General features: G+C 67.2%; 16 protein-coding genes. 9 read left to right on the forward strand and 7 right to left on the reverse strand.

The genetic code is table 11. The features are described 5' to 3' along the window. Positions 1-83: 83 nt before the first annotated feature. From OOJ91_RS26725 to OOJ91_RS26735, 3 genes are all read left to right on the forward strand, one after another. Positions 84-3,110 carry a hypothetical protein gene (locus tag OOJ91_RS26725; protein ID WP_266249211.1) on the forward strand — a complete coding sequence of 1,009 codons (3,027 nt, stop codon included), beginning with the start codon at positions 84-86 and terminating at the stop codon, positions 3,108-3,110. A 257-nt stretch (positions 3,111-3,367) separates the two neighbouring features. Next, entirely contained in the window at positions 3,368-4,480 is a 1,113-nt protein-coding gene (locus OOJ91_RS26730; RefSeq protein WP_266249213.1) for a ricin-type beta-trefoil lectin domain protein, read from the forward strand. After that, positions 4,477-5,730, forward strand: coding sequence for a poly(ethylene terephthalate) hydrolase family protein (locus OOJ91_RS26735; protein WP_266249215.1), 1,254 nt, complete (start codon positions 4,477-4,479; stop codon positions 5,728-5,730). The genes OOJ91_RS26730 and OOJ91_RS26735 overlap by 4 nt, the downstream gene beginning before the upstream one ends. A 458-nt stretch (positions 5,731-6,188) precedes the next feature. Here the strand turns inward: OOJ91_RS26735 and OOJ91_RS26740 are convergent, their stop codons facing one another. The 4 genes from OOJ91_RS26740 to OOJ91_RS26755 form a co-directional block, all read right to left on the reverse strand. After that, positions 6,189-6,593, reverse strand: coding sequence for a hypothetical protein (locus tag OOJ91_RS26740; RefSeq protein WP_266249217.1), 405 nt, complete (start codon positions 6,591-6,593; stop codon positions 6,189-6,191). Positions 6,594-8,053: 1,460 nt separating this feature from the next. Beyond that, positions 8,054-9,412 (reverse strand): DNA cytosine methyltransferase, encoded by a 1,359-nt coding sequence (locus tag OOJ91_RS26745; protein ID WP_266249219.1) that lies wholly within the window; start codon positions 9,410-9,412, stop codon positions 8,054-8,056. Positions 9,413-9,769: 357 nt separating this feature from the next. After that, on the reverse strand, positions 9,770-10,333 hold the full coding sequence (locus tag OOJ91_RS26750) for a GNAT family N-acetyltransferase (protein WP_266249221.1): 564 nt from the start codon (positions 10,331-10,333) through the stop codon (positions 9,770-9,772). Next, the gene (locus OOJ91_RS26755) at positions 10,330-11,823 is read right to left on the reverse strand and encodes a helix-turn-helix domain-containing protein (RefSeq protein ID WP_266249223.1); all 1,494 of its coding nucleotides are present in this window, start codon (positions 11,821-11,823) and stop codon (positions 10,330-10,332) included. Before OOJ91_RS26755 ends, OOJ91_RS26750 begins: the two co-directional genes overlap by 4 nt. A 255-nt stretch (positions 11,824-12,078) precedes the next feature. Between OOJ91_RS26755 and OOJ91_RS26760 the strand changes: the two genes are divergently transcribed. Next, a complete protein-coding gene (locus tag OOJ91_RS26760; RefSeq protein WP_266249224.1) occupies positions 12,079-12,438 on the forward strand; it encodes a glycine-rich domain-containing protein in 360 nt (119 codons plus the stop codon). A 179-nt stretch (positions 12,439-12,617) separates the two neighbouring features. After that, on the forward strand, positions 12,618-13,388 hold the full coding sequence (locus tag OOJ91_RS26765; RefSeq protein ID WP_266249226.1) for a hypothetical protein: 771 nt from the start codon (positions 12,618-12,620) through the stop codon (positions 13,386-13,388). Here OOJ91_RS26765 and OOJ91_RS26770 read toward each other — a convergent pair. Continuing rightward, the gene (locus OOJ91_RS26770; protein WP_266249227.1) at positions 13,354-13,872 is read right to left on the reverse strand and encodes a flavoprotein; all 519 of its coding nucleotides are present in this window, start codon (positions 13,870-13,872) and stop codon (positions 13,354-13,356) included. The two genes, OOJ91_RS26765 and OOJ91_RS26770, sit on opposite strands and share 35 nt — an antisense overlap. A gap of 222 nt (positions 13,873-14,094) precedes the next feature. On the opposite strand from OOJ91_RS26770, the gene OOJ91_RS26775 reads away from it, so the two are divergent. The 3 genes from OOJ91_RS26775 to OOJ91_RS26785 all read left to right on the forward strand — a co-directional run bounded on the left by OOJ91_RS26775 (position 14,095) and on the right by OOJ91_RS26785 (position 16,981). After that, positions 14,095-14,361 carry a hypothetical protein gene (locus OOJ91_RS26775; protein ID WP_266249229.1) on the forward strand — a complete coding sequence of 89 codons (267 nt, stop codon included), beginning with the start codon at positions 14,095-14,097 and terminating at the stop codon, positions 14,359-14,361. Beyond that, on the forward strand, positions 14,358-15,407 hold the full coding sequence (locus OOJ91_RS26780; RefSeq protein ID WP_266249231.1) for an FAD-binding oxidoreductase: 1,050 nt from the start codon (positions 14,358-14,360) through the stop codon (positions 15,405-15,407). Before OOJ91_RS26775 ends, OOJ91_RS26780 begins: the two co-directional genes overlap by 4 nt. 209 nt (positions 15,408-15,616) lie before the next feature. Continuing rightward, the gene (locus tag OOJ91_RS26785) at positions 15,617-16,981 is read left to right on the forward strand and encodes an HNH endonuclease (protein ID WP_266249233.1); all 1,365 of its coding nucleotides are present in this window, start codon (positions 15,617-15,619) and stop codon (positions 16,979-16,981) included. A 25-nt stretch (positions 16,982-17,006) separates the two neighbouring features. Here the strand turns inward: OOJ91_RS26785 and OOJ91_RS26790 are convergent, their stop codons facing one another. Then, positions 17,007-17,870 (reverse strand): cellulose binding domain-containing protein, encoded by an 864-nt coding sequence (locus OOJ91_RS26790; protein WP_266249234.1) that lies wholly within the window; start codon positions 17,868-17,870, stop codon positions 17,007-17,009. 292 nt (positions 17,871-18,162) lie between these two features. Here OOJ91_RS26790 and OOJ91_RS26795 point away from each other — a divergent pair, with 292 nt between their 5' ends. After that, the gene (locus tag OOJ91_RS26795; RefSeq protein ID WP_266249235.1) at positions 18,163-18,657 is read left to right on the forward strand and encodes a peptidase inhibitor family I36 protein; all 495 of its coding nucleotides are present in this window, start codon (positions 18,163-18,165) and stop codon (positions 18,655-18,657) included. A gap of 14 nt (positions 18,658-18,671) precedes the next feature. On the opposite strand, the gene OOJ91_RS26800 is transcribed toward OOJ91_RS26795, so the two are convergent. After that, positions 18,672-21,332 (reverse strand): hypothetical protein, encoded by a 2,661-nt coding sequence (locus tag OOJ91_RS26800; protein WP_266249236.1) that lies wholly within the window; start codon positions 21,330-21,332, stop codon positions 18,672-18,674. Between the last annotated feature and the right edge of the window lie 70 nt (positions 21,333-21,402).

The following is a 21,402-nucleotide window of genomic DNA, read 5'->3' on the forward strand; positions in this document are numbered from 1 at the left end:
CGCCCGTCTGGCTGATTACCGCGCGGTGGAGGTCTCGTCACACTGGGCAAGTCCAGCTGTCGAACGGACGCCGGGGTGGGCCTGTGACAAGTGCATCCGATCAGTACGACGAGCTCCTCGCCAGTTACCTGGACGACGACCGGATCACGCTCTACGAGTACCTGGCCGCGCTGGACTTCTCGCTCCGTTTCACGATGCTGTGCACGGCCGCCGCCATGTACGACAGGGATCCGCAGCAGGTGAACATCGGACGGGCCCCAGGGTTCGGCGGTTATCTGGCCTATCTGAGGACTGCTCGATCGATGCTCGGCAGCACGTCCGGCACCCAGCACGCGCACGTGATCGAGTTGGTCCAGCAGACGTTGAATGTCGTACGCGCGTACCGCAGCGGCAGCCCCGAGTTCGCCACCCTGGAGAAGCTGCGCAACCACGCGAACCACGGGGGACCCATACCGGCCGGGCCGGCCAGGGACGAGCTGGCCAAACAGGTCCAGGAAGCGCTGTCCGGGATCACCGCCGCCGTCCACGATTTTCTCGATGGCGCATCGGTCGACCTGACGGCAGGGGCGACCGACCAGTCGTTCCGTCGGCCCACGCTCCGGTGGCCCAACCGGTCGTTGGCGCTCTGGCCGTTCATCTGCGCCGACGACCTTGACCGTTGGTGTCTGTACGCGCAGTACACGTCCCAGCAACCCGTGTACATCCGCCCCGGGCGCAGTGACGTGCGGGTGCCGGGCAGGGACGGGGATCTCGTCGCTGCCCTGAACGATGCGCGGACGGCCCGGCCGGAGGACGCCGAGTTCGCCGTGTTCGTGGAGGGCTTGCGGACCGACCTCGCCGGTTTTCGGGACCCCGACTACGAGCTGCATCACTACGAGGCAGGGGGCGTGGTCACCTTCTTCTGGATGCAGAGGCGGGAGGCCGGCGCCGAGGAGCGCGTCGACAGCTTCCGGATCGGTCCTGGCGAGGAACGGCAGTGGCTGGCGGAGGGCAACAGATGGCTCCGCTACGCGTCGTTCCTGCGACACATCACCAACTGGCCGATAGTGGCCAGGCGCGTCCGCCAGTACCTGCAGGGGCTCGAGCTGCAGATGCTCAACGAGGAGCAGACGCTGCTCGGCTGGTCTCGGCCAACCAACCTGCAGATCGAGCCGACCGTCCAGATGACCGACCTCGGCGGGTCGCAGCGCGTCGGCAACCCGATGCCGTTCACGGACCTCATGCGCGACATCGACCGTCGACTGGAGATCCGGGGACCCCAGACCCAGGTGTACTTCGTCGCAGGTGAGGCCGGGATCGGCAAGACGCGGGCACTCCTCAAGACCACTCTGAACCGTGCGCGAACTGTCGAGGAAGAGACGGACGATCTCCACACGACCGATCAGGCGCCACTGTTCCTGTACGTCCGCTCGACCGGGCTCGACGACCTGCAGAAGGCGATCGGATCCGCAGTGGTCGACGTGCCAAACGTCAACGACGACGCGGTGCGGACGCTGTGCCGTAACGGGCTGATGGCCGTGTTCATCGACGGTTTCGACGAGTTGCGGGGTGGCGTCGGCTACGGGGACGCGCTCAGCTCGCTGCGCACCTGGATCGCTGACCTCGGCGGCCGCGGCGTCATCGTGGTGTCCGCCCGCTCCTCCTACTACCTCAGCCAGTACCGCTCCGACCTGCAGAACAACGCCCAGAACATCGATCTCTCGGTGGCCCACCGGGTGGCGTTGGTGCACAGGTGGACCGACGACCAACTGCACGATTTCCTTGAGCAGTGTGGCGTCGATCCACAGGCGCTGGACGAGATACCGGCCGAGGACCGCGACCTGCTGCGGCTGCCGTTCTTCGCCAAGGTCTACGTCGAGGCGTACCGGCCGCAGGCCGCACCGGCCGCCCACCCGGGCAAGCGAATCAGCGACGAGTTGCCCGACCTCGTCCTCGACCAGTACATCAGCCGTGAGGCAATGAAGCTGACTGTCGGCGCGGACCAGCCGCCGTTGATATCCGTCGACGAGCTGCGGAACCTGTTCCAGGTCGTCGCCGAGCTGATGGCCGTCGAGCACGAGCGGTTGGTGACAGTTGCCGAGCTGGAGCTGGCAGCGACAGTTGCCATCGACAACGAGGACCTCGACCAGCGGCGCGGACTGCGGCGCCGGTTGACCGCGCTGTGCGGCATGGCTGTCACCACGGCCGGCAACGAGCGACGCTTCGCCTTCTCCCACGAGCTGTTCTACGACTACTTCCTCGCGGACGCCATGCTCGCCTCGATGACCGACGGCAAGATCCGGCAGGTGGTGGGCGCTCTCGGCCTCTCCGAGTGGCGGACCGCGACAGTCAAGCGGATCGTCCGCCGCGCGTCGGACGCGACGTTGGAAGTCCTCCGAGCCGCCAACGGCCAGGCCGGGATGCTCAGTGAGCAGCGAGGCGTCGCGTTCCGGGCCAACGTCGGCGCCCTCTGGAGCGCCCTCGTCGAACAGTCGGGCCGGCTGGGTAACGAGACGATCCAGGACGCCACGTTCGAATCGCTCGATCTGGTCGGGACGAACTGTCAGTTCGTCCGTTTCCAGGGCTGTCAGTTCCAGAAGTTGTCGATGCCACCGGCCTCCACCTGGGAGATCAGCCTGAAGGACTGCGAGGTGGACACCCTTGAGGTTCGCACCCGCAGCGCGGACCTCAGCGGCATGCGAGATGTCGTGGCGTCGACCTTCGCCCAGATCGTGACGGCCGGCGTGCTCAGCGACATTCCGCGCGAGGTGTCCGCGGCGCTCCGGCTGCTCGGCGTCGACCTGCCGAGCCAACCGGAGAAGGGCGAGCCAAGCGTCATGGCCGAGGCGGCGTCCTACTACCTCGGCAAGATCGTGGATCGCGGTGACACGCTCGTCGTGGAGCGGGATCACACGGTCGCGGACGGCCATGCGCCATGGACGAGGAAGTACGGGTTGTGGCCGGAGTTCGTCAAGCTCCTCGATCGATCGGGTGCCGCCACCCTCGCGCAGATCCAGGCCGGCGGTCAGCGCAAGTTCCGGGTGCGGTTCCAGACGCTTCCGATCGCGCTCCTGCAGCGTGACACCGAGTTGGAGCCGGTGGCGAGGTTCTGGGAAATGGCCGAGGCGTAGGCCATGGCACCGGCGTAGAGGTAGACCAGATCAACCCAACGAATCTACACTCTTCTCTGTTAGCGCTCACACTCGTCCCAGTGCTGAGGCAGTAACGCCATGCCGATGTGACGATCGGCGTACGCCGGGGAAACCCCCGGCAGCCGGCGGCTGCTCGGTCCGGCCGGCCCCGCTCCCAGACGGTCGCCGGCTGCCCGTGGTGGCCCCACCGGCCGGCCCATGCCCTCGGCCAGCTCGACCAACCAGGGGAGAAAGCTATGCGCACGAGGGCACGATGGCTCGCGACGCTCGCCGCGATCGGCGTCGTCATCGCCGGAGTGGTGACACCCACCGGGCCGGCCAACGCGGAATCCAACGGCGGGGTCCGGGTGATGCCGCTCGGCGACTCCATCACCGAGGGCACACAGGTGCCCGGCGGGTACCGGATCGGACTCTGGCAGCGTCTCGCCACCAACAGGTACACGGTGGACTTGGTCGGATCGCAGTTCAACGGGCCGGCCAGCCTTGGTGACCACGACCACCAGGGGCATCCCGGCTGGCGCATCGACCAGATCGACGCGAACATCGTCGGCTGGCTGAACACCCAACGACCGCAGACCGTCCTGCTGCACATCGGCACCAACGACATCCTGCAGAACTACAACGTGAGCACCGCCCCGAACCGCCTCTCCACGCTGATCGACAAGATCACCGCCACCGTGCCCACCGCCGAGGTGTTCGTAGCCCAGATCATCCCGATCTCCAACAGCGGCCAGGACGCTGCCGCTCGCACCTTCAACGCGGCGATCCCCGGCATCGTGCAGAGCAAGGTCAACGCCGGCAAGCGGGTGCACGTGGTCGACATGCACAGCGCCCTCACCACCGCCGACCTGATCGACGGCGTCCACCCCACCGCCGGCGGCTACGACAAGATGGCAGCCCGCTGGTACAGCGCGTTGCAGTCGGTGCCCGGAAGCATCGGCAACCCGGGCAGCGGCGGCGGACAGACCACCACGATCGTGGGCACCCTGTCCGGCAGGTGCGTCGACGTCCCCGGCAACTCCACCACCAACGGCGTCCAGGTAGCGCTGTGGGACTGCCACGGCGGCACCAACCAGCAGTGGACCTACACGTCCAGCAAGACGCTCACCGTCTACGGCAACAAGTGCCTCGACGCCGCCGGCTACGGCACCACCCCGGGCACCCAGGTCACCATCTACGACTGCCACGGCGGGACGAACCAGCAGTGGAACGTCAACGCGAACGGCACCATCACCGGAGTGCAGTCCGGCCTCTGCCTCGACCCGTACAACCAGGGCACCGGCAACGGCACGAAGCTCGTCCTCTGGACCTGCACCGGCCAGGCCAACCAGCAGTGGAGCCGCAGATGAGGCAGCCCACACGATGGCTGGCGACCGCGCTCGCGGTGGTCGCCGGCCTGGCGATGGCGACAACGACACGCGACGCGGCCGCCGCCGACAGCCCGTACCAACGGGGTCCGGATCCGACCCCGGCCAGCGTCGCCGCCACCCGCGGCCCGTTCGCCACGACGCAGGCGACAGTGCCCGCGGGCAACGGCTTCAACGGCGGGTACGTCTACTACCCGACCGACACCAGCCAGGGCACCTGGGGTGCGGTGGCGATCGTCCCCGGCTACTCCGCCCTGTTCGCCAACGAGGAAGCCTGGATGGGCCCCTGGCTGGCGTCCTTCGGGTTCGTGGTGATCGGCATCGAGACCAACAGCCGCACCGACGGCGCCGACGCCCGCGCCACCCAGCTGCTCGCCGCACTTGACTACCTCACCCGAACCAGCCCGATCCGCGACCGCGTCGATGCCAACCGGCTGGGCGTCATGGGCCACTCGGCGGGCGGCGCCGGAACCCTCCTGGCCGCCCTCCGTCGGCCGACCCTGAAGACGGCGGTCGGCCTCGCACCAGGCACTCCCGGCAACAACCTGAACATGTCCACCACCCAGGTCCCCACCATGCTCCTGTCGGGACAGAACGACGGCACTGTCACGCCCACCTACGTGCAGGGCATCTACAACACGCTCCCCGCAGGCGTGGAACATGCCTGGGCGGAGCTGGCCGGCAACGACCACCTCTCGTTCACCAGGTCGAACCCCACCGAGATGCGACTCCTGATCCCCTGGCTCAAGACGTTCCTGGACAACGACACCCGCTACACCCAGTTCCTCTGCCCCCTGGCGAACAGCACCGGCGTCTCGCGGTACAACGCCACCTGCCCCCTGGTGCCACCGGACGGGCCGACGTCACCACCCACGACCACCCCGCCCACGTCCGCCCCGCCCACCACTAGTGCGCCGACCACGCCGCCACCCTCCGGCGCTACCTGCACCGCGACGTACCGCACCGTCAACTCGTGGTCCGGCGGCTTCCAGGGTGAGGTCACCGTGACCGCCGGTGCTGCCGCCCTCAACGGGTGGACCGTCAGGTGGGAGTCGAACAACGGCCAGAGCATCAGCCAGGTCTGGAACGGCACCCTGAGCACCAGCGGGTCGACCGCGACGGTCCGCAACGTCTCCTACAACGGCTCGCTGGCCGCCGGGGCCACGACGACCTTCGGCTTCCTCAGCTCGGGGACGCCAGCGGCCACGTCACCAACCTGCGCAAGCCCGTAACCAGCCGTAGGTCAGAAAACCAGCCGAGCGCTCCCGGGCGCCTCCGTCCGCGTTTGTAGATCGTCGGCCCGACCCGGTGTCGGCGCGAAGCCGTAGTCGGAGAAGGCGGGGGCGTCGCGTTAGCCGTGCGGCGCGGGGGAAGCGGCGCGCCCGAGCGATCCTGTCGTTGTGAGTGGTATACCTGTGAGTCATATCTATGACTCACAGGTATACCGCCCATTGACGTGACGGCGTTCCGACGACTGTTGCGCCGCCTCATCTGGCCGGGAGCGGAGCCACCGGTAGATCGCCGTGTCATCGGTCAGCGTCACGTGACCTAGCGTCGAGGCTCGTCGACGTACTCGTCCAGGGAAACCGTCGTCAACACATTGCGAGGACGGCGCCTGAGCGGACAGGGCCACGCGGCGGTCGTCGGAGCGGTTGCCCAGACGTCGGCGGGAGGTTCTTCAATGTGTGGCCTAAAGCTCGTCAATCCAAGCGTCGAGACTAGAGAGTCTTCCTGTCTCAATATGTCGATTCATGCGAAGGTTGCCGGCGGCGCGTTTCCCGGGCTGGGGCATGAATGCGTTCTGCGCAACCTGAGGGCCTTTCGGGTTGACGTGGACGACCGTATTGAATAATGGTTTTCCGTGGCGTTGCACTTCACAAGCGGCGGCAAGTCGGGCCGGATCGAATTCATTTGTGACTAGAATATAATCGAAGCCGTGCTTCGATCTGTCAAGCTCGCTGTAATCCTGGAAGTCGCTGACGAACTGTTCTTCGCGATCACTCCGCACGCTCCATTTGCATGAAATCATCTTCCGCCTTCCCGATGCGCGGTGAACGAGTGCCAAATCGACCTGTCGGGTCTTGCTCCCGTTCATTGCCGGTCGGAACCCCGGAAGGCTGTCCAGATTGGGTCGGACATGAATATCGTACTCATGGACGACTGTGGGACTCAGCCGAAGAATCTTGGTAACTGTGTCTTCGAAACCCTCGCCTAAGAGGTTCTTGCGCTTATTCTCAAGTCGCAGATGAGCTTGTATCTCTTCAGTGAGGCTCCTCAACGCTGCTCGCGATGGCCTCTGCGATAGGTATGGCTCTAGCAGTTGAGTGACTATCGACTCCAAGGCCGAGTCTTCACCTGGTTCTGGAAGGCGAAGGCCTCCATATGGTCGTCGCTGGGAAGCTGCTGCCGACCTCATCTGTGCCCGCTTCAGGAGCGTCGCATTCGCGAGGTCTGAGGTTACACTCCGGAACATGTAATCAATGTGTTCATCGAGTCCGTCGGGCTCTACCCCCATTTCCTCGGCAATCCACACATGGAATGCAAGACTTCTTGAATACCATGGCCGACCCGGCTGGCACTTATCGCTTTCGTAGCAGTGGGCTAGGCCGGTAGTTCGGTCAATCCAAAGCAATAGCCGATAGACGTGCATCCAGGCGGATCCTGGCTCGACCCTGCCGGTGCTACTGAAATATTCGTTGAGTAGCCGTATCCGGTTTTGCTCGCCGAAAACGAATCGCGCCTCAGTCTGAACTTGCTCCGATCCGTCGGTGGGCGGCATTGGAAAGAGCACTTGATCGCGGTCCATCCAGGCGAGACTACTAGAGACAGCCTCACGTGTGGGACCCATGAGATCGCATCGATAAAAATGCGATCTTTTTGTGGTTTGTGGCTTTTATTCAGTTTGTTTTAGAAGCCCCCATTCAACCATTCTTCCGCCCTTGTTAGGGTCGAAGTGGCCTCGACCTGTCAAGCTTCGTAGGTGATGTGTGTAGGACTGATGGGTGTGGTCCCTGGGGAGAGGGCTTGGGGAGCCGAGCCCAGAGTCTGCCTAAGGTGCATGCCCTGCCGCCGACGCTTGCCGGGGAGGTGCAGCGTGTAGTCCTCGACTCGGTCGGAGTCGCTCGCGGGCGCACGCCGAATGATCGCCGAGCAGTTCTCTCGGGCATTCGGCCAACATGGCGAGTAGTCCGAGGCCCTATTGATTTATCGCCAGGAAGTCGCGCATGCTGACGGCAGGGTCTGAGGCAAAGTTATGCGCTGCATCAGCGTTGTCGAGATGGGCGAGGGTGGAAGTCGCCTGCCAGCCGGGTCGCGAGGTGACCAGCGACCTGCCGCTGGACACCGATTAGGCCAGCCAGAGTGGAGCCATCTAGGCTGCACCATTGCGGATGGGCGGGATGGCCACCCGCCCAGGACTATATGTTAGTCAGCTTCGTCTGAAGCAAGCTCCGAGATTGGAATGTGGCAAATCACGAGATGAGTGGGCATAGAAGGATATTGGTTATCACCCAACTAAGGAACACTTCTGCGACAGGGGTCCTGTGGCGAGGCTATCTAGGCCTCGTTGCGAGCCTTCCATACAAGGGCTCGAACCCGTCGAGCGAGCGCCTCGGCTAGAAGCGGAGGAACTGCGTTACCCACTTGTCTGTATCTAGAATGGGCCGGTCCGCCATCGATGCGCCCAGGCAGTTTACCTCCCATTGGGTTCGTTGTGAATGTAAAATGATCAGGGAAGGACTGTAGTCGTGCGAACTCGCGGACACTGAGCGCCCTTGTTGAACTGTAGTGGTAAGCGCTGTCCGCCTTTGTGTTCAAAGTCCATGCCCACATGCCGGGGTGCAGGCGGCGGTAAGCGTAGAAATGTGCTCGCGCGAGCCTTCCACTGCCAGTGCTCGGCCCCCATTTTTGGCCACTTATATACCTGGCAGTCAATTCTTCGGACAGGTCGCGGTGATTGCCCCCAGCCGGAATTCCTTGAAGCCGGGTGACGGTGTCCGGATTTATCCGAGGGACACTTACGTTAGTAAGCACCTCGCCCAGCTCTTTGCGCATCAAGCGCTGGTAGGCCGACTCGGCTTCCCCTAGGTCCGCGACATCGATCTCGTCTTGTCGCCGACCGGCATGCAAAATGCGTAGATCGGATATTGCTTGCTCGGTTGAGACTAAGCTCAGGTCGTCGGCATCGGCCAAGGCTCCGAGAAGAGAGGCTGCCTTGGCTTCGTCCCGGCGACCTTCAATGACATATTTGCCTTTCCCTCGTCGAGACAACGTCAGATACGCAGTTGCTTCCTTGCCAGTTAAGGTCGGAAAGGGTACCTTCAGGTCGTCGCGAAGCCCGACGAAAACGAGTCGCTCCCGCGTCTGGGGCACGCCGAAGTCTGTGGCATCTACAACGCGTGCCATCACTCGATAGGCGCCATCTAGCTCCAGATCCTCTCTCACCTGCTGAAGGACGCCCATCTGCGCCATTCCTGGAACGTTCTCCATTAAGAACGCAGCAGGCTTGATCTCAGCGACAGCCTTGACGAACTCGCGGTATAGGGAGTTCCTTGGGTCGTCGATAATCCTGGAGTGGTTGCGCACCTGGGAAAATGCCTGGCATGGTGGGCCACCTACTACAACATCAACGCCCTTGCTGGCCTCAAGTATCTTCTCCCGTATCTCTGGGGACCGAATGTCACCACAAATGGCCTGTGCTGTTTGGAAATTCAAGGCGTAAGTGGCAGACGCATCGGGATCGATGTCAGATGCGCCAACGACTGTGAAACCGGCTTGAAGGAACCCTTGGGAAAGCCCTCCAGCCCCCGCAAAGAGATCGAACACCCGAAGTGGTTCTCCGATGGTGAAGTCGCTCGGGGCATCGATGTTCAAGTCCTCGAGTTCGAACAATGGCAGTTCCAGCGGCTTGGCCACGGGACCTCCTTTGGGCCGTGATCGCAGCGTGCTTTGAGGACGGCTGCAGGTAGATCCTGCTTCACGCGAGAGCACCGGGGCGGTTGCCGCGCCGGTCAGTGCGGCAACCGCTATTTGACCCTGTCTGGCAGGAGTTCGACAAGTTGAGGTGCTATGGGTACATAGAGTGAACCTTCGATTGCAGGGCGTGTTGGCTCTGGCGGCCTCGGCGACCCCAGGCTCCGCAACGCCAATGCGCAACACCCCGACTCGTCGCCGCGCAGCGCCTCGGACGTACGCGTCCGCAACCAATGACTGCATGTCGACGGGCCACGCTGCGCTTCTAGACGGTAAAGGCCGACGATCGTGGTCAGCGTGCTAACCGGGAGGTCCAGGCGGGTCGCCGCCAGAGATGTGGACTAAGACGGCGAAGGTTGGCGCCCCCTTCCACTGCGGCTGCAGCTCTGTGACCTTGCGCCAGCCCCACGAGCGATATGCGGTTTGAGCGGTGGCATTGTCGGGGTGGACCAAGAGCGTGGTTCGCGCCTCGGTCCGGCTGGTGACCAGCACATTGTGCAGCGCCGCGGCGATGCCCTGACGCCGCCAGGCCCGGTGAACCAGCAGCTCGCTGAGCGCAAAGGTGCGTGTCCCGTCCTCCTCGGTGAACCCGGGCGGCACAGGCTCGTGGATGCCTTCCCACCACTGCGTCTCTGGAGGTAGTGGAAAACCATAGATGTAGCCAACTATGGCGCCGCCGATCGTGGCAGTAACCAACTCCCACCCCGATCTCTGCATGTGTAGGTCGAGTTGGCGCCGGTATCGATCTTCACTGTAAAACTCGCCGCTACCTACGTATACCTCCAGGTAGAGGTCAACAAGCTGATCGAGAAGCCCCTTGGCCTCGTCGGCACTGTAACGACGAAGAATTAAGCCGTCGGTCACGGACGCACCGCCTCGTCGTATGCGTCGACGAACTGCCGGGTTGTGGTGGTTGTCTGGCGTGGTGCCGCCAAACGTCGGCGCACCTGCGCGAGATGTTGGCTGATTCGCTTCGAGTTCATCTGGCTGACGGCGGGCAGAACGTCCAGAGCGATACGTGCCGCCTCGTTGACGTCGCCCTGCTGGTACGCCGCCTCAGCCAGGTGCACAGTGTAGTAGACCTGGTTCCGCCGGTGATTTGGTGAGGGGTTGGCGATGATGGCGCGCAACGACTGAACAGCCCGTTCGGCTCTGCCGAGGGCCAGAAACGAGAGCCCTTCGATTCCGTTCAGCTCTTGTTCGTTCACGAAGTGAACGAACCCCTGGTCATCCTCGTGAGTGCCGCGGTCCAACTCCCGGCGGGCCTTGGCCATCTCGCGACCGAACCCACTGGCATCCCCAAGGACCGCGTAGGCAGGTGCCCTTCGCAGGTGCAGCAACGTGGTGAGTCGAGGTGTGGCCCACCCGGCGGAGATGCGAAGGGCCGCTTCGGCGCAGTGCAGCGACTCGCCAGGCTGACTCTCGCGGATCAGCAGGGACAGGTGAGTGAGGGCACGGACTTCCACCTGTGGGTCGTCCGCGATTCGTGCCCGAGTGATGGCTTCGTGCAGGTAGGGCCTCGCCTCAGGCCGGCGATCGGCGTCGATTGCGAGCCAGGCTGCCTCGATGGAGAGATCAGCCAGGGCGCTTTGGAGCGCGTCACCGACCTCCCTGCTGTAGCTCGCCCGCGCCGCCCAGGCGGACAGCCGGGCGTGCGCGTGAATTGCCACGTCGCAGAGCAGGTCGGCGCCCGCTGCCGCATCTGCTTGCCGAAGGTCATCGACGAGGGAACCCGCCAGCCGTACCTGCTCCAGGCTGATGTTGCCGGGCACCTCACCGGGTCCCGCGAGCAGGTACGTGTGGCCGCCCGCAGCGAGCCCCGCGAGTGCAGCCAAGACGTTGAAGCGTCGGCGGTCCGTAGCGCCACCCCCTTGCTTTGGTGCCTCCCCCACGTTAACCGCCATGACTGCATGCCCGCGCTGCTCGTCGCCATGGGCGTTATTCGCGGCGCGTGCCCCGGCCCATTGGGGCTGACCAGGAAGGCGGAACCAAAGGCTCTCCGGCGGCACCCGAAGGAGCTGTGCCCAGTGCGACAGCCTGTCCAGGTGTACGAGCGGGGGTCCGTTCTCCACTCGGCTGAGCTGCGCCTGTGTTATCCCCAGCCACCCCGCGACGACGCTCTGCGGCAAGGCGACCCGCCCGTGGTACGGATGGCAGCGGTACGCCCGGATCACCCGACCGAGATGCCGCTCTGAGAGGGCAAGGCGCATCGGCTGGTGGTCCCAGAAGCTCGCCGGCACCACCGGCGGCGCGCTCAGTCGATCACGTTCGGCGGCCTGGCACGGCGTACACCGGCCGGTGTTGTTGTCCCGGGCCAGCCGTCCGCCGCACCGGGGGCAGTTCGAGTGGGTCACCGACGGCTCCGTCCATGTCACCTCATCGAGCCTAACCATTGAACCCGCTGTGTGGCGTCGCGGTATACGCAGCGCGCATATCGATGATGTTCGCGTCGGTATGCGTCAGGAGGCTGCCGGGCCGCACGGTCGGTAAAAGCCACCGAAAGGAGCGTCATGCTGCTGACCACGTCCCGAAGGAGCACCGGAAGGGCCCTCGTCTCCGACGAGCTCTTCGCTCGGTTGTCCGCCCGTATCGCCCACGACCATCCCGAGTTGGCCCCCGACCTGCCGCCCAGGATCCTGGACCAGGGGCTCGCCTTCCTCGGCACCTGCGCCGTCACCGCCCAGCCGATCGGCCCGAGCGCTCTGGTCGACATCGGCTGGCACACGTTCATCCTGCACACGTACGACTACGCGGAGTTTTGTGACCGCATCGCCGGCCGCTTTATCCATCACGAGCCCGAGCCCACACCCGACGATGACGTCCCACACCCGATCGGTGCCCCGATCTCGCGGACGGTCGACGCGATCCGAGCCGCTGGCTTCACGGTGGATGCCGCGCTCTGGACAAATGTGGGCGCGGCCGAGTGCACGCAGTGCCATGCCGGATGCACCGACAGCCCGACCGGATAGGGCGGCTGACCAGCGGTCCCGGGCTTACACTGCCCGGGACCGCTCGCCGTCCGGAGGGCCGCCGTATGTCAACTCGTCGCCAATGGCACGAGCTACCCGAGCAGGTACGGGCGGATGTCGCGCGGCACACCGGCCCGATCTGTTCGGCCGAGACGATCCCCACCGGCGCCTCCTGCGACGTGGCGCTCACCCTCGACACCGCCAGCGGGAGGTTCTTCTGCAAGGGTGGGGAGACGAGCAGCCCGATTGCGTGGCTTTACCGCAACGAGGCCCGAGTCAACCCTTGGCTGCCGGAGGTGGCCCCTCGCCTGTTGTGGGTCGTCGAACGCGACGGCTGGGAACTCCTCGGCTTCGAGCATGTCGCGGGGCGGCATCCCGACCTGACACCCGGATCACCTGACCTGCCGCTGCTGGCGACGCTCCTTACCGAGCTGAACAGCCAGCTCACGCCGTGCCCGCCGGTGGCGCTGCGACCCTTCGCCGATCGCTGGCAAACCCTCATCGACCCGGAAGTGGTCGACGGCGACACCCTCCTGCACACCGACATGACGCCACGAAATTTCCTGGCGAGGCAGCGACCCGGAGCAGCGGCAGAGGTCCGGCTCGTCGACTGGTCATCTCCCGCCCGTGGTGCCGACTGGATTGACGCCGCGCTTCTCCTGCTCCGGCTCGTTCGTGCCGGTCACACGCCAGCCGCCGCCGAAGCCTGGGCGGCACAGATCCCCGCGTATGCCGTCGCGCCCGGGAAGTCCGTAACCGGGTTCGCTGACGGGCTGGTGCGACTGTGGCAACGCAAGCACCTCGTGGCCCCGGCACCCCATCACGGTCCGCTGCTTGGCGCGGCCCAGCGGTGGTCTGCGTACCGACGTCGGCCACGACGATCGCGCGGCTCGATAACGCCCGCACTGCGGGACGTCAGGACCGTCGAGCCGACCGCGCCGCCTCGATGACCGCACTCCAACGGCTCGGCCCGTGCGCCGGGTTGAGCACCTTCCCGTGAGCCACGACCACGCCTGCGGCGCGCAGCACCGCCACGTGACCCGCGTACGCCGGATGGGCGGCCAGCTCCGTCTTGACGTGCGGAAAGGCGAGGATCGGCAAGCCCGCGCCCAGTGACTCGTTGAGAACGCCGAGCGCCAGCGTGTCATTGATGCCCAGCGCCCACTTCGTCACCGTGTTGAACGTGACCGGCGCGGCCACCACCACGTCGGCCGGCGGGTGGGGCTCGGGGTCGCCGGGCATCCGCCACTCCACCCGTACGAGATAGCCGGTCCTGTCCTGGAGCGCCGCCCGATCGAGCCACGCTGCGGCCGTCGGGCTGACGATCATGCACACTCGCCATCCGTCGGCGATCAGCAGGTCGACCAACTCGTCGATGTGTTCCGCAGGACCAGCGGCGCAGACGACCAGATACAGCACCGGACGTTCCGTCATGCCCGCAGTCTGCCCGACTTGGCCGGCGCGTAGTCGACCACATACCTGCCGTGCATGCTCTCGATGATCACGTTGACATGCCGTTGTGCCTGGTCAGCCGTGAGGGTCGATGCATGGCCCGGGGCGGGTGCTGGCTCCGGAGCTGCGCCGGCCCTCAACGGCGCAGCTCCGCACCCGCCCGCCCCGGCGCCACCCCGATCCGTCACCACACTCGGAGCCGCCATGACCACCCCGCAAAACCCGGAAAGTGCCACGACCGCGGCTGGAAACGTCGCCCGTTGGCTGCGGCCGGTCCTGGCGGAAGCGGAGCTGTCGCCGTACCTCATCGGGGTTGACCTTGATCGGCTCGTCAGGCACCTCACCGCGAGCCTGGCGCACGGGCTCGACGGCGAGGCGATCCAATGGCGCGGCCTGGGCTTGTCGGACGTGCAGCATCGGCGGATCGTCGACTACCTGCCGGACGATCAGGCCGCCGAGGTGAGCGCGTGAGCCTCGCCACCGCCTGGGCGTCGATCGACGACCGGGCAGCCGCCGACTTCTGGTGCACTCTCGAAGATCGCCGCCCCGGCCTGCTGCCCAACAGCGAGGCGTCGCTGTTCTTCGCCACGCTGGGCAGTCTCCTGGCCGGCGACGACGACCCTGCAGGTCGGGCGGCGCTGCTCCTGGTGCTCGGCCGCGCGTACCGTCGCTACCACCTGCTCCCACACGCCACCACCGTCGGCGAAGCGCTGCTCGCCATCGTCGGCCGCCACGGGACGCATCCACAGTGGAAGACGGCCGTGGACCGCGCCACGCACGCCGTCCGCCGCGCGGCCGCCCGCGTCGGTGACGGCCCGGCCTGGTGGCCCGCCCAGGTGATCGGCCACGAACGGCCGTCGCCGGGCATCGCCATCCTGACGGTACGTCCCTGGCGGCGCCTGCCCTACCGGCCAGGCCAGGCCGTCCCGGTGTGCACACCACGCCTGCCGGGCCGCTGGCGCTGGCTCTCCCCGGCCAACGCCCCACGCCCCGACGGCAGCGTCGAGCTGCACGTCCGCGCGGTAGCCGCCGGCACCGTCTCCCACCGCCTGGTCCAGGAGGTACGCCCCGGCGAGCTGATCTGGCTCGGCCCACCCGCTGACACCGGGTTGAGCCGCGACCCGCGCAGCACGAACGACCTGCTGCTCGTCGCCGGTGGGACCGGCCTCGCGCCGCTGCGCGCCCTGGTCGAACAGGTCGCCGCCGCACCGGCCGACCGGCGGGTGACGCTTGTCGTCGGTGCCCGCGCCTTCGTCGACCTGTACGACGCGATAACCCTCGACAAGCTGCAGTGCGCCCACGACTGGCTGACGCTCGTGCCGGCGTTCTCCGACGACCCAGGCGCGGAGCCCGCCGAGCAGGGCGAAGCCCTCACCATCGCCCTGAACCACCAACGCCCCGACCAGGACATCTACGTGTGCGGCCCGCCCGGAATGCTTGCCGGCGCCCGGTCACGGCTGCTGGCCCTCGGCATCCCCGCCACCCGCATTCACACGCCCGCGCCGTTCACCGGTTGATGCGTGTCTTTGGATGCGTTCGGTCGGCAGCGCGACCTGCTGGTCGGTCGTGATTGGCCATTGCGGCCGACACCTGTCGGACGATTGGACCGATCCTGACGAGCCGGAACTCAAGGGGCGGTGTGGGGCATGGACATTCATTAACATCTCGCTTTCTCGGTTGCGTGGCAGAGCGAGCCGTCCAGCGCTGGTGGGGATGAGGAGTCGGGATGTCTGACGCACACGGTGGCAAGGGTCAGTTCGAGCGGTTGATGGCCGGCCCTTACTACTCCGCGGTGGTGGCGGCGAACCGGGCCTACCTCAGGGTGGCCGTGCCGGACGCGTCGGCGACGGAGCGCGAGTATTGGACGCTCTCCTGCCTGCCGAATACAACGTCGAACCCGCGTCGGCTCTCGGCCGTCTCCATGAAACGAATGGAGACCTTCGTCCTGCACGAGCCCACGGGGCCGGCGAACGACGGTCTGGCCGAGGGCTTCGTGATCGTCCGGGAGTCGGTCCTGGACCGGTACTGGCCCAGACGCCGGGCCTTCGAAAAGGCGTTTCCCGGACTGACCTTGGAGGAGTGCGACTACGAAGACCCGGGGCCGGACCAGGTTCGGGTGCTTGGCCGGCACGACGAGTTGGTCGCCGCCCTCGGGGATGAGCGCTTTGCCGCTGCGGTGCGCGAGTTGGTTGCGCCGCTGCTTGCCGTACGGACGATGCAGGGTGCCGGCCATAGCTACTCGCTTGTGGACCACGTGCTGAATCGCGCTCCTCGCCCCGCCGAATGGATCTACCCGGCCAACGAGCGGAGTGAGGCATGGGGAGATGATCCGGGGGTCCTGGAGACCTTCCGAGGTATTCGCGAGGGTGATGTGGCCGAGTGGAGCTTGTCCTCCTGCTTCCACCAGATCAGGGCTGGCGACCGGATATGGATCTACGCCACCGCACCTCACCAACGCCTGGTGGGCGCCGGCATCGCCTGGTCGGACCCGTGCCAACGTGTCGACGAGGGCGCCGTCCACTGGTCGCTTGAGATCCGCTGGGATGTTCCGCTGACCCGCACACTGCTGTCGAGCGTCGTGGCTGCGTCTGACGTCCTTCAGGTAGGGGTGCAGCGGGTGCGAGCACTTCAGCCGGGGGAATCCGACAACCTGGCGAAGGCCCTGGCCGACCGACAGGCCCCGGAGCCCGAGAGCCTGCCTGAGGGGCGGCGTCGAAGGCTTGCCGAGGTCACCGCGCGGCAGGGCCAGGCGGACTTCCGTCAGCGGCTTCTCACGGCGTACGGAGGGCGTTGCGCCATCACCGGCTGCGACGTGGAGGCTGTGCTCCAGGCGGCTCACATCTCTCCATACGACGGGCCCGCCACCAACCGAGTCACCAACGGCCTTCTGCTTCGCGCCGACCTGCACAATCTCTTCGACCGAGGCTATCTGTGGATCGACGGGTCCTATCGGGTGCGGATGGCGACCGGCCTCGATCACTACGCCGAACTGGAGGGCCGGCGGCTCTCACTTCCGCCGGTGAATGACCGACCCGACAAGGAGGCGTTGGCTCGCCACCGGAGCGAAGTAGTCAAGCGGGTAGTCCGCTGACGCACTGGCGCGTCGGCTGAGCGCATCAGCCGAACGTGTCGCCGAATTCGCGTACCCCGTCGACGTCAAGCGTGATCCGGTCGTTCTCGGTCCACTGGCCCGTGGTGGCGAGCCAGCTCGGGTCGTCGCGTTCGTCGATGTCGCTCCAACTGTGCCTGTGGTGGCGTAGCTGGATCGGCCCGGTCGACGCCCCCGGCGCGAGCGTCCCGTCGGTGAAGGTCAGCTCGGCCCAGCCGGGGATCGTGGTGCCGGGGACCGGATAGCCGGGCGGCGTGCCCGGCGGCACGTAGAAGCCGACGGTCTGCCGGATGCGGTCGCAGCCCAGCGCGGCCCAGTCGCAATTGGTCACCAGCGAGGTGTTGCCGCCCTCGAAGCGCAGGTGGTAGCGCACCCGCACCGTCGCCAAATCGAGCGGCCCGCTGCCGGTGTTGGTGACCTCGAGGACGTACTGGATCTGGTTGTTCGTGGCCGACCAGTCCAGGTTGCGGTAGCCGACGGTGGCGCGGCCGGCGGCGGTGCGGACGGCAGTCGCGGTCGAGGTGTCGGAGTAGCCGCCGGGCGCGCGGGCGGCGATTGCGATCCGGTACGTCGTGCCGGGCGCGAGGTCGGTAAGCGTGAGGGTGGTGGCGGTGGTGGTGCCCAGGAGGCGGTACGTGTAGGGGCCCAGCGGCGCCTGCACCTCGTAGCTGATCGGGCCGTCGCCGGTCGGCTCGCCCGCCCAGGTGGCGGGCGCCCAACTCAGGGTGACCTGGTGTGGCTCGTTGACCAGCACCATCGGGCTGCCGGGGGTGGTCAGCGCCGGGGTGTCGTCGGCTCGGGCGGGGGCGGTGGCAAGCAGGCTCGCCAGCGCGGCGAGGACGACGGCTGTGGTGACACGGCGGGCACGCATGGCCCGAATCGTATTCACCATGGACAAGTATCAATGTCGCTTCCCACTGGCTGGCGGATCCCTGCCCGCAACTTCCACCGGCGCGTATTTCGGCAAAATGGGAAGCCCGCAATCTTGCCTCCATAGTGCATTGTCAAAATGCCGCACCGCCTCGATCTGGCGATCAATCGCGGCTTGTCCATACGCTGGCGTGGCGGCGTACCGCAGAAATTCGCCGCGCTGGCACCGGTCGTCACACCTGGCCGGTGCTGTCGTCTGTCCGTCCCTGCGCGCCCACATCGCGAGGTGTCGAATGGCCATTTCCCGTCCTTTACGTACGCTGCTCACCGCCGTACTCAGTTGTCTCCTGATCGTCGTGCCGGCGCCCGGCCGCGCCCGCGCGGCGGCGACCGACGGTCCGGAAATGGCTGCCTATCTGGCCGCCCACCCGGGTGGGAAGGCGATAAGCGACAACGAGATCAGCTACGACGGTGGGGCTTTCGTCGTGACCCTGCGGCGGCCGATCGGCACGCTCGTCGCCGCCGACTGCCCCTCGGGCTGGTACTGCTTCTACGAGTGGCCCAACTACGGCTACCCCCGGGGTCGGCTCTCCGACTGCGGTCGGCAGAGCCTCGCCACCTGGAACTGGCAGTTCCGGGTCGAGTCGGCGCACTACAACCTCGGCAGCGGCACGGTGTCGTTCTACTACTACGACACCCGGCTCTTCGACATCGGCGCGTCCAGCCGGGTCCGCAGCGACGCGTCGCCCTTCCGGAACTGGCCGAACTACGTACAGCGTCGCTGCTGACCCGCGCCGATCGGTCAGGCGCAGCCGGGGCCGACGGTCCGGTCGGTCCGCGCCTTGCTCAGGTTGAGCACGTAGTCGAGGATCTGGTTGTCGCGCACCGTTGTCGTCTCGTGGCTGAGCAGCTCGCCGGTGTGCGGGTCGAACTGCACCGTCTCCCGGCGACCCACTGTGTCGTCGGCGCTGAAGGCGTACCCGGTCCTGTCGTTCCAGTCCGGGTACGCGCCCCGGTCCTGGATGCCCGGCATCGCCGCCAACTCCAACAACAGCGCCGAGATCTGTGCCGGGCTCAGCAGGTGGTAGCGGAAGATGCGGCTGAGCACGGTGATCATCCCGGCGGCGGTGCGCAGCTCCTCGGGCAGCTCACCCAACTGGGCGGCGAGTTGTCCGCGCAGCTCCACCGGGTCCGCCGAGGGCGCCGGCGGGATCTCGGTCAGGTCACCCGGACCGTACGACGCAGACGTGGGCTCGCCGGACGGGCGACCGCCCGCGATCAGGGTGACGGTCCGGCGGCCGGACAGGGCAGGCGCCCACCACAGTTGCTCATCCCGGTAGCTCTTCCGATCGACTCCCGGCGCGAGGTCCGCCGGCGCCCAGATCCGCCGACAGGCAACTGTGTACGACCCGTTGTGGATCGTCGGCGTCATCCCGGCGACCGCCAGCGCGAGCTCCGCGAGACGACGGGCACTGCCGGTGTACGCAGGGGTGGCACTGCCCGACGACAGGCCGCCCGGTAGGGCCTCGGTCGGGGCGACCCGGGTCTCCCCGCGCCCCCGGTTCGCGGAGGTGCCGACCGCCACAAGCGAGGTCAACGACACGCTGCCGAGCAGGATCGCCAGGACTGCCCGCAGCTTCGGGGGCACCCGGCCGATCCGGCTCGAGCCTGTCGGCGCGACCCTGGAGCCCCCGCCCGTGGCACGGCGGGGTCGCGGGATCGCGTTCGTCCGGGCGGAGACGGCATGCCGCGGGGCCGGCCGGTTGACGCGCCGTCCGCCGTCGCGCAGGGTCGGTCGGCCCGGCACACCGGCACGGATGACGCTGGCCACGTTCCCCGTGGGCGTCGCGCCCGGTCGGCTGCCGGCGGGCGCGTTGCCGGTCGCGGCCGGTCCCGGGCGATTCCCGGCCGGCGCGATCCCGGCGGGCGTGTTGCCGGCGGGGGCGTTCCCGGCCGGCGGATTGCCGGCGGGCGTCGGGGCGACCGGGCGCTGTGATGGCCCGTTCTCGTCGCCGGAGCGGGCGGTCGGGAGCGCCGCCGGGTGCCGGGACATGCCGTGCCAGCCGCCGGGCGTCGGTCGCTGCTGGATCGGGATCATTCCCCAGGGCCACGGGGGTGCCTCCGGGTCGGCGGACGGTCGAACCTGGTCCGTCGGCGTCCGGTCCAGTGGCGCGCTGCGGTTCTGCTGGCTCGGCAGCGGCCCCACCGCGTCGAACCGGGCCGACCGGTCGTTGGACGGGAACGCGGGCTGCGGGGCGGTACCCGGCAGTGTGGGCAGGCCGGTCGCCGCGGGCGGGGTGATCTCGGGGCGGAACTCTCGCTGGTAGGCGAGCGCCGCGTGGGCGGCCAGTCGGAGATACCAGGCGCGTCCGGCGGGCCCGGCATCGTCGTACGTGCAGCAGATCAACGCCTGGCTCAGCAGGGAGAGCAGGTACTGCGCCCGCCAGGTTCTCACCCAGCTGCCCTTCTCGGCGAGGGCCTGCCCGACCGCGTAGCTTGCCCTGACCACCTTGACCGTCAACGCCGGCAGCCGGCCCGAGGCACTACCGGCCGGGTCGATCAGCAGGGCGCGCAGGGCGTCGGCCCGGACGGTGCGCGGGGCCTCGCCCACCTCGGGGAGGACGAAGTCCAGGAGCAGGGTGCCCAGGTCGCGGGTGAGCGGCGCGTCGACGGCGAACCGGTCCAGGTCCACCAGGCAGAACTTCTTGACCTGCACGTGGCCCGGCCGGGAGCAGGGGAAGAGGGCGTTGCGCCCGTGCAGGTCTCCGTGCGATGCCCCGCAGAGCTGGTCGAGTTGGAGGTCGTGGAAGAGCGACCCGGCCGCGGCGAACCGCAGCGGGTTCGGCAGCACCACGCCGCTCACGGGGTCGTGCAGCCAGTCCGCGTCGAGGTCGTCGAGGCCGATCGCCGTGGCGGCCGCGTACACCTCGGTCTCGGCGTCGGCGTCGGTCAGCTCGCGTCGTACGAACCGGCCGACGGTGGTCCGGGTGATCCGCCGCCCCCTGGGGTGCCACCCCCACACCCCGTCGAGCAGTGTGCGATGGGCGTCCCTGAGCTGGTCGTCGCCCACCTCGGCGAGCGGAACGACCTGCTCGGCCCCGTGCGCGATGTCCTGGAACATCAGGAACCGGCCGTCGCCGACCGGATATCGCGGGTACGGCTGGGGGACCAGGTGGCGCTCGGTGAAGGCCGCGTCGAGCCGGACCGCCTTCGCGTGCCGGGCGGTCTCCTCGCGCGCCTGCGTGGCCGACAGCACCTTGACGTAGAGCTGCTCGGGATCCTGGCCGTCGCTCTGCTGCACGATCACCGGGATCAGCTGCGCGCCGCTGTGCCCCCGCAGTCGGGTGCCATGGCACGGCGGGCGGACTGTGGCGTCACGCCCGGCCGCCCAGTCCCGCAGCGCGGCCGAAACCGTCGCATCCTGTATGTACCGTTCGAACTCGTCAACGAGGCCGTCGCCCATGTCCGCCGTTGGACCTTCCACGATGTGGTGAAAGTGGACGCGGACGGGCGGGGGTGGCACGTCCGAGTGA

The sequence above is a fragment of the Micromonospora lupini genome, assembly GCF_026342015.1.
Classification (GTDB): Bacteria; Actinomycetota; Actinomycetes; order Mycobacteriales; family Micromonosporaceae; genus Micromonospora; species Micromonospora lupini_B.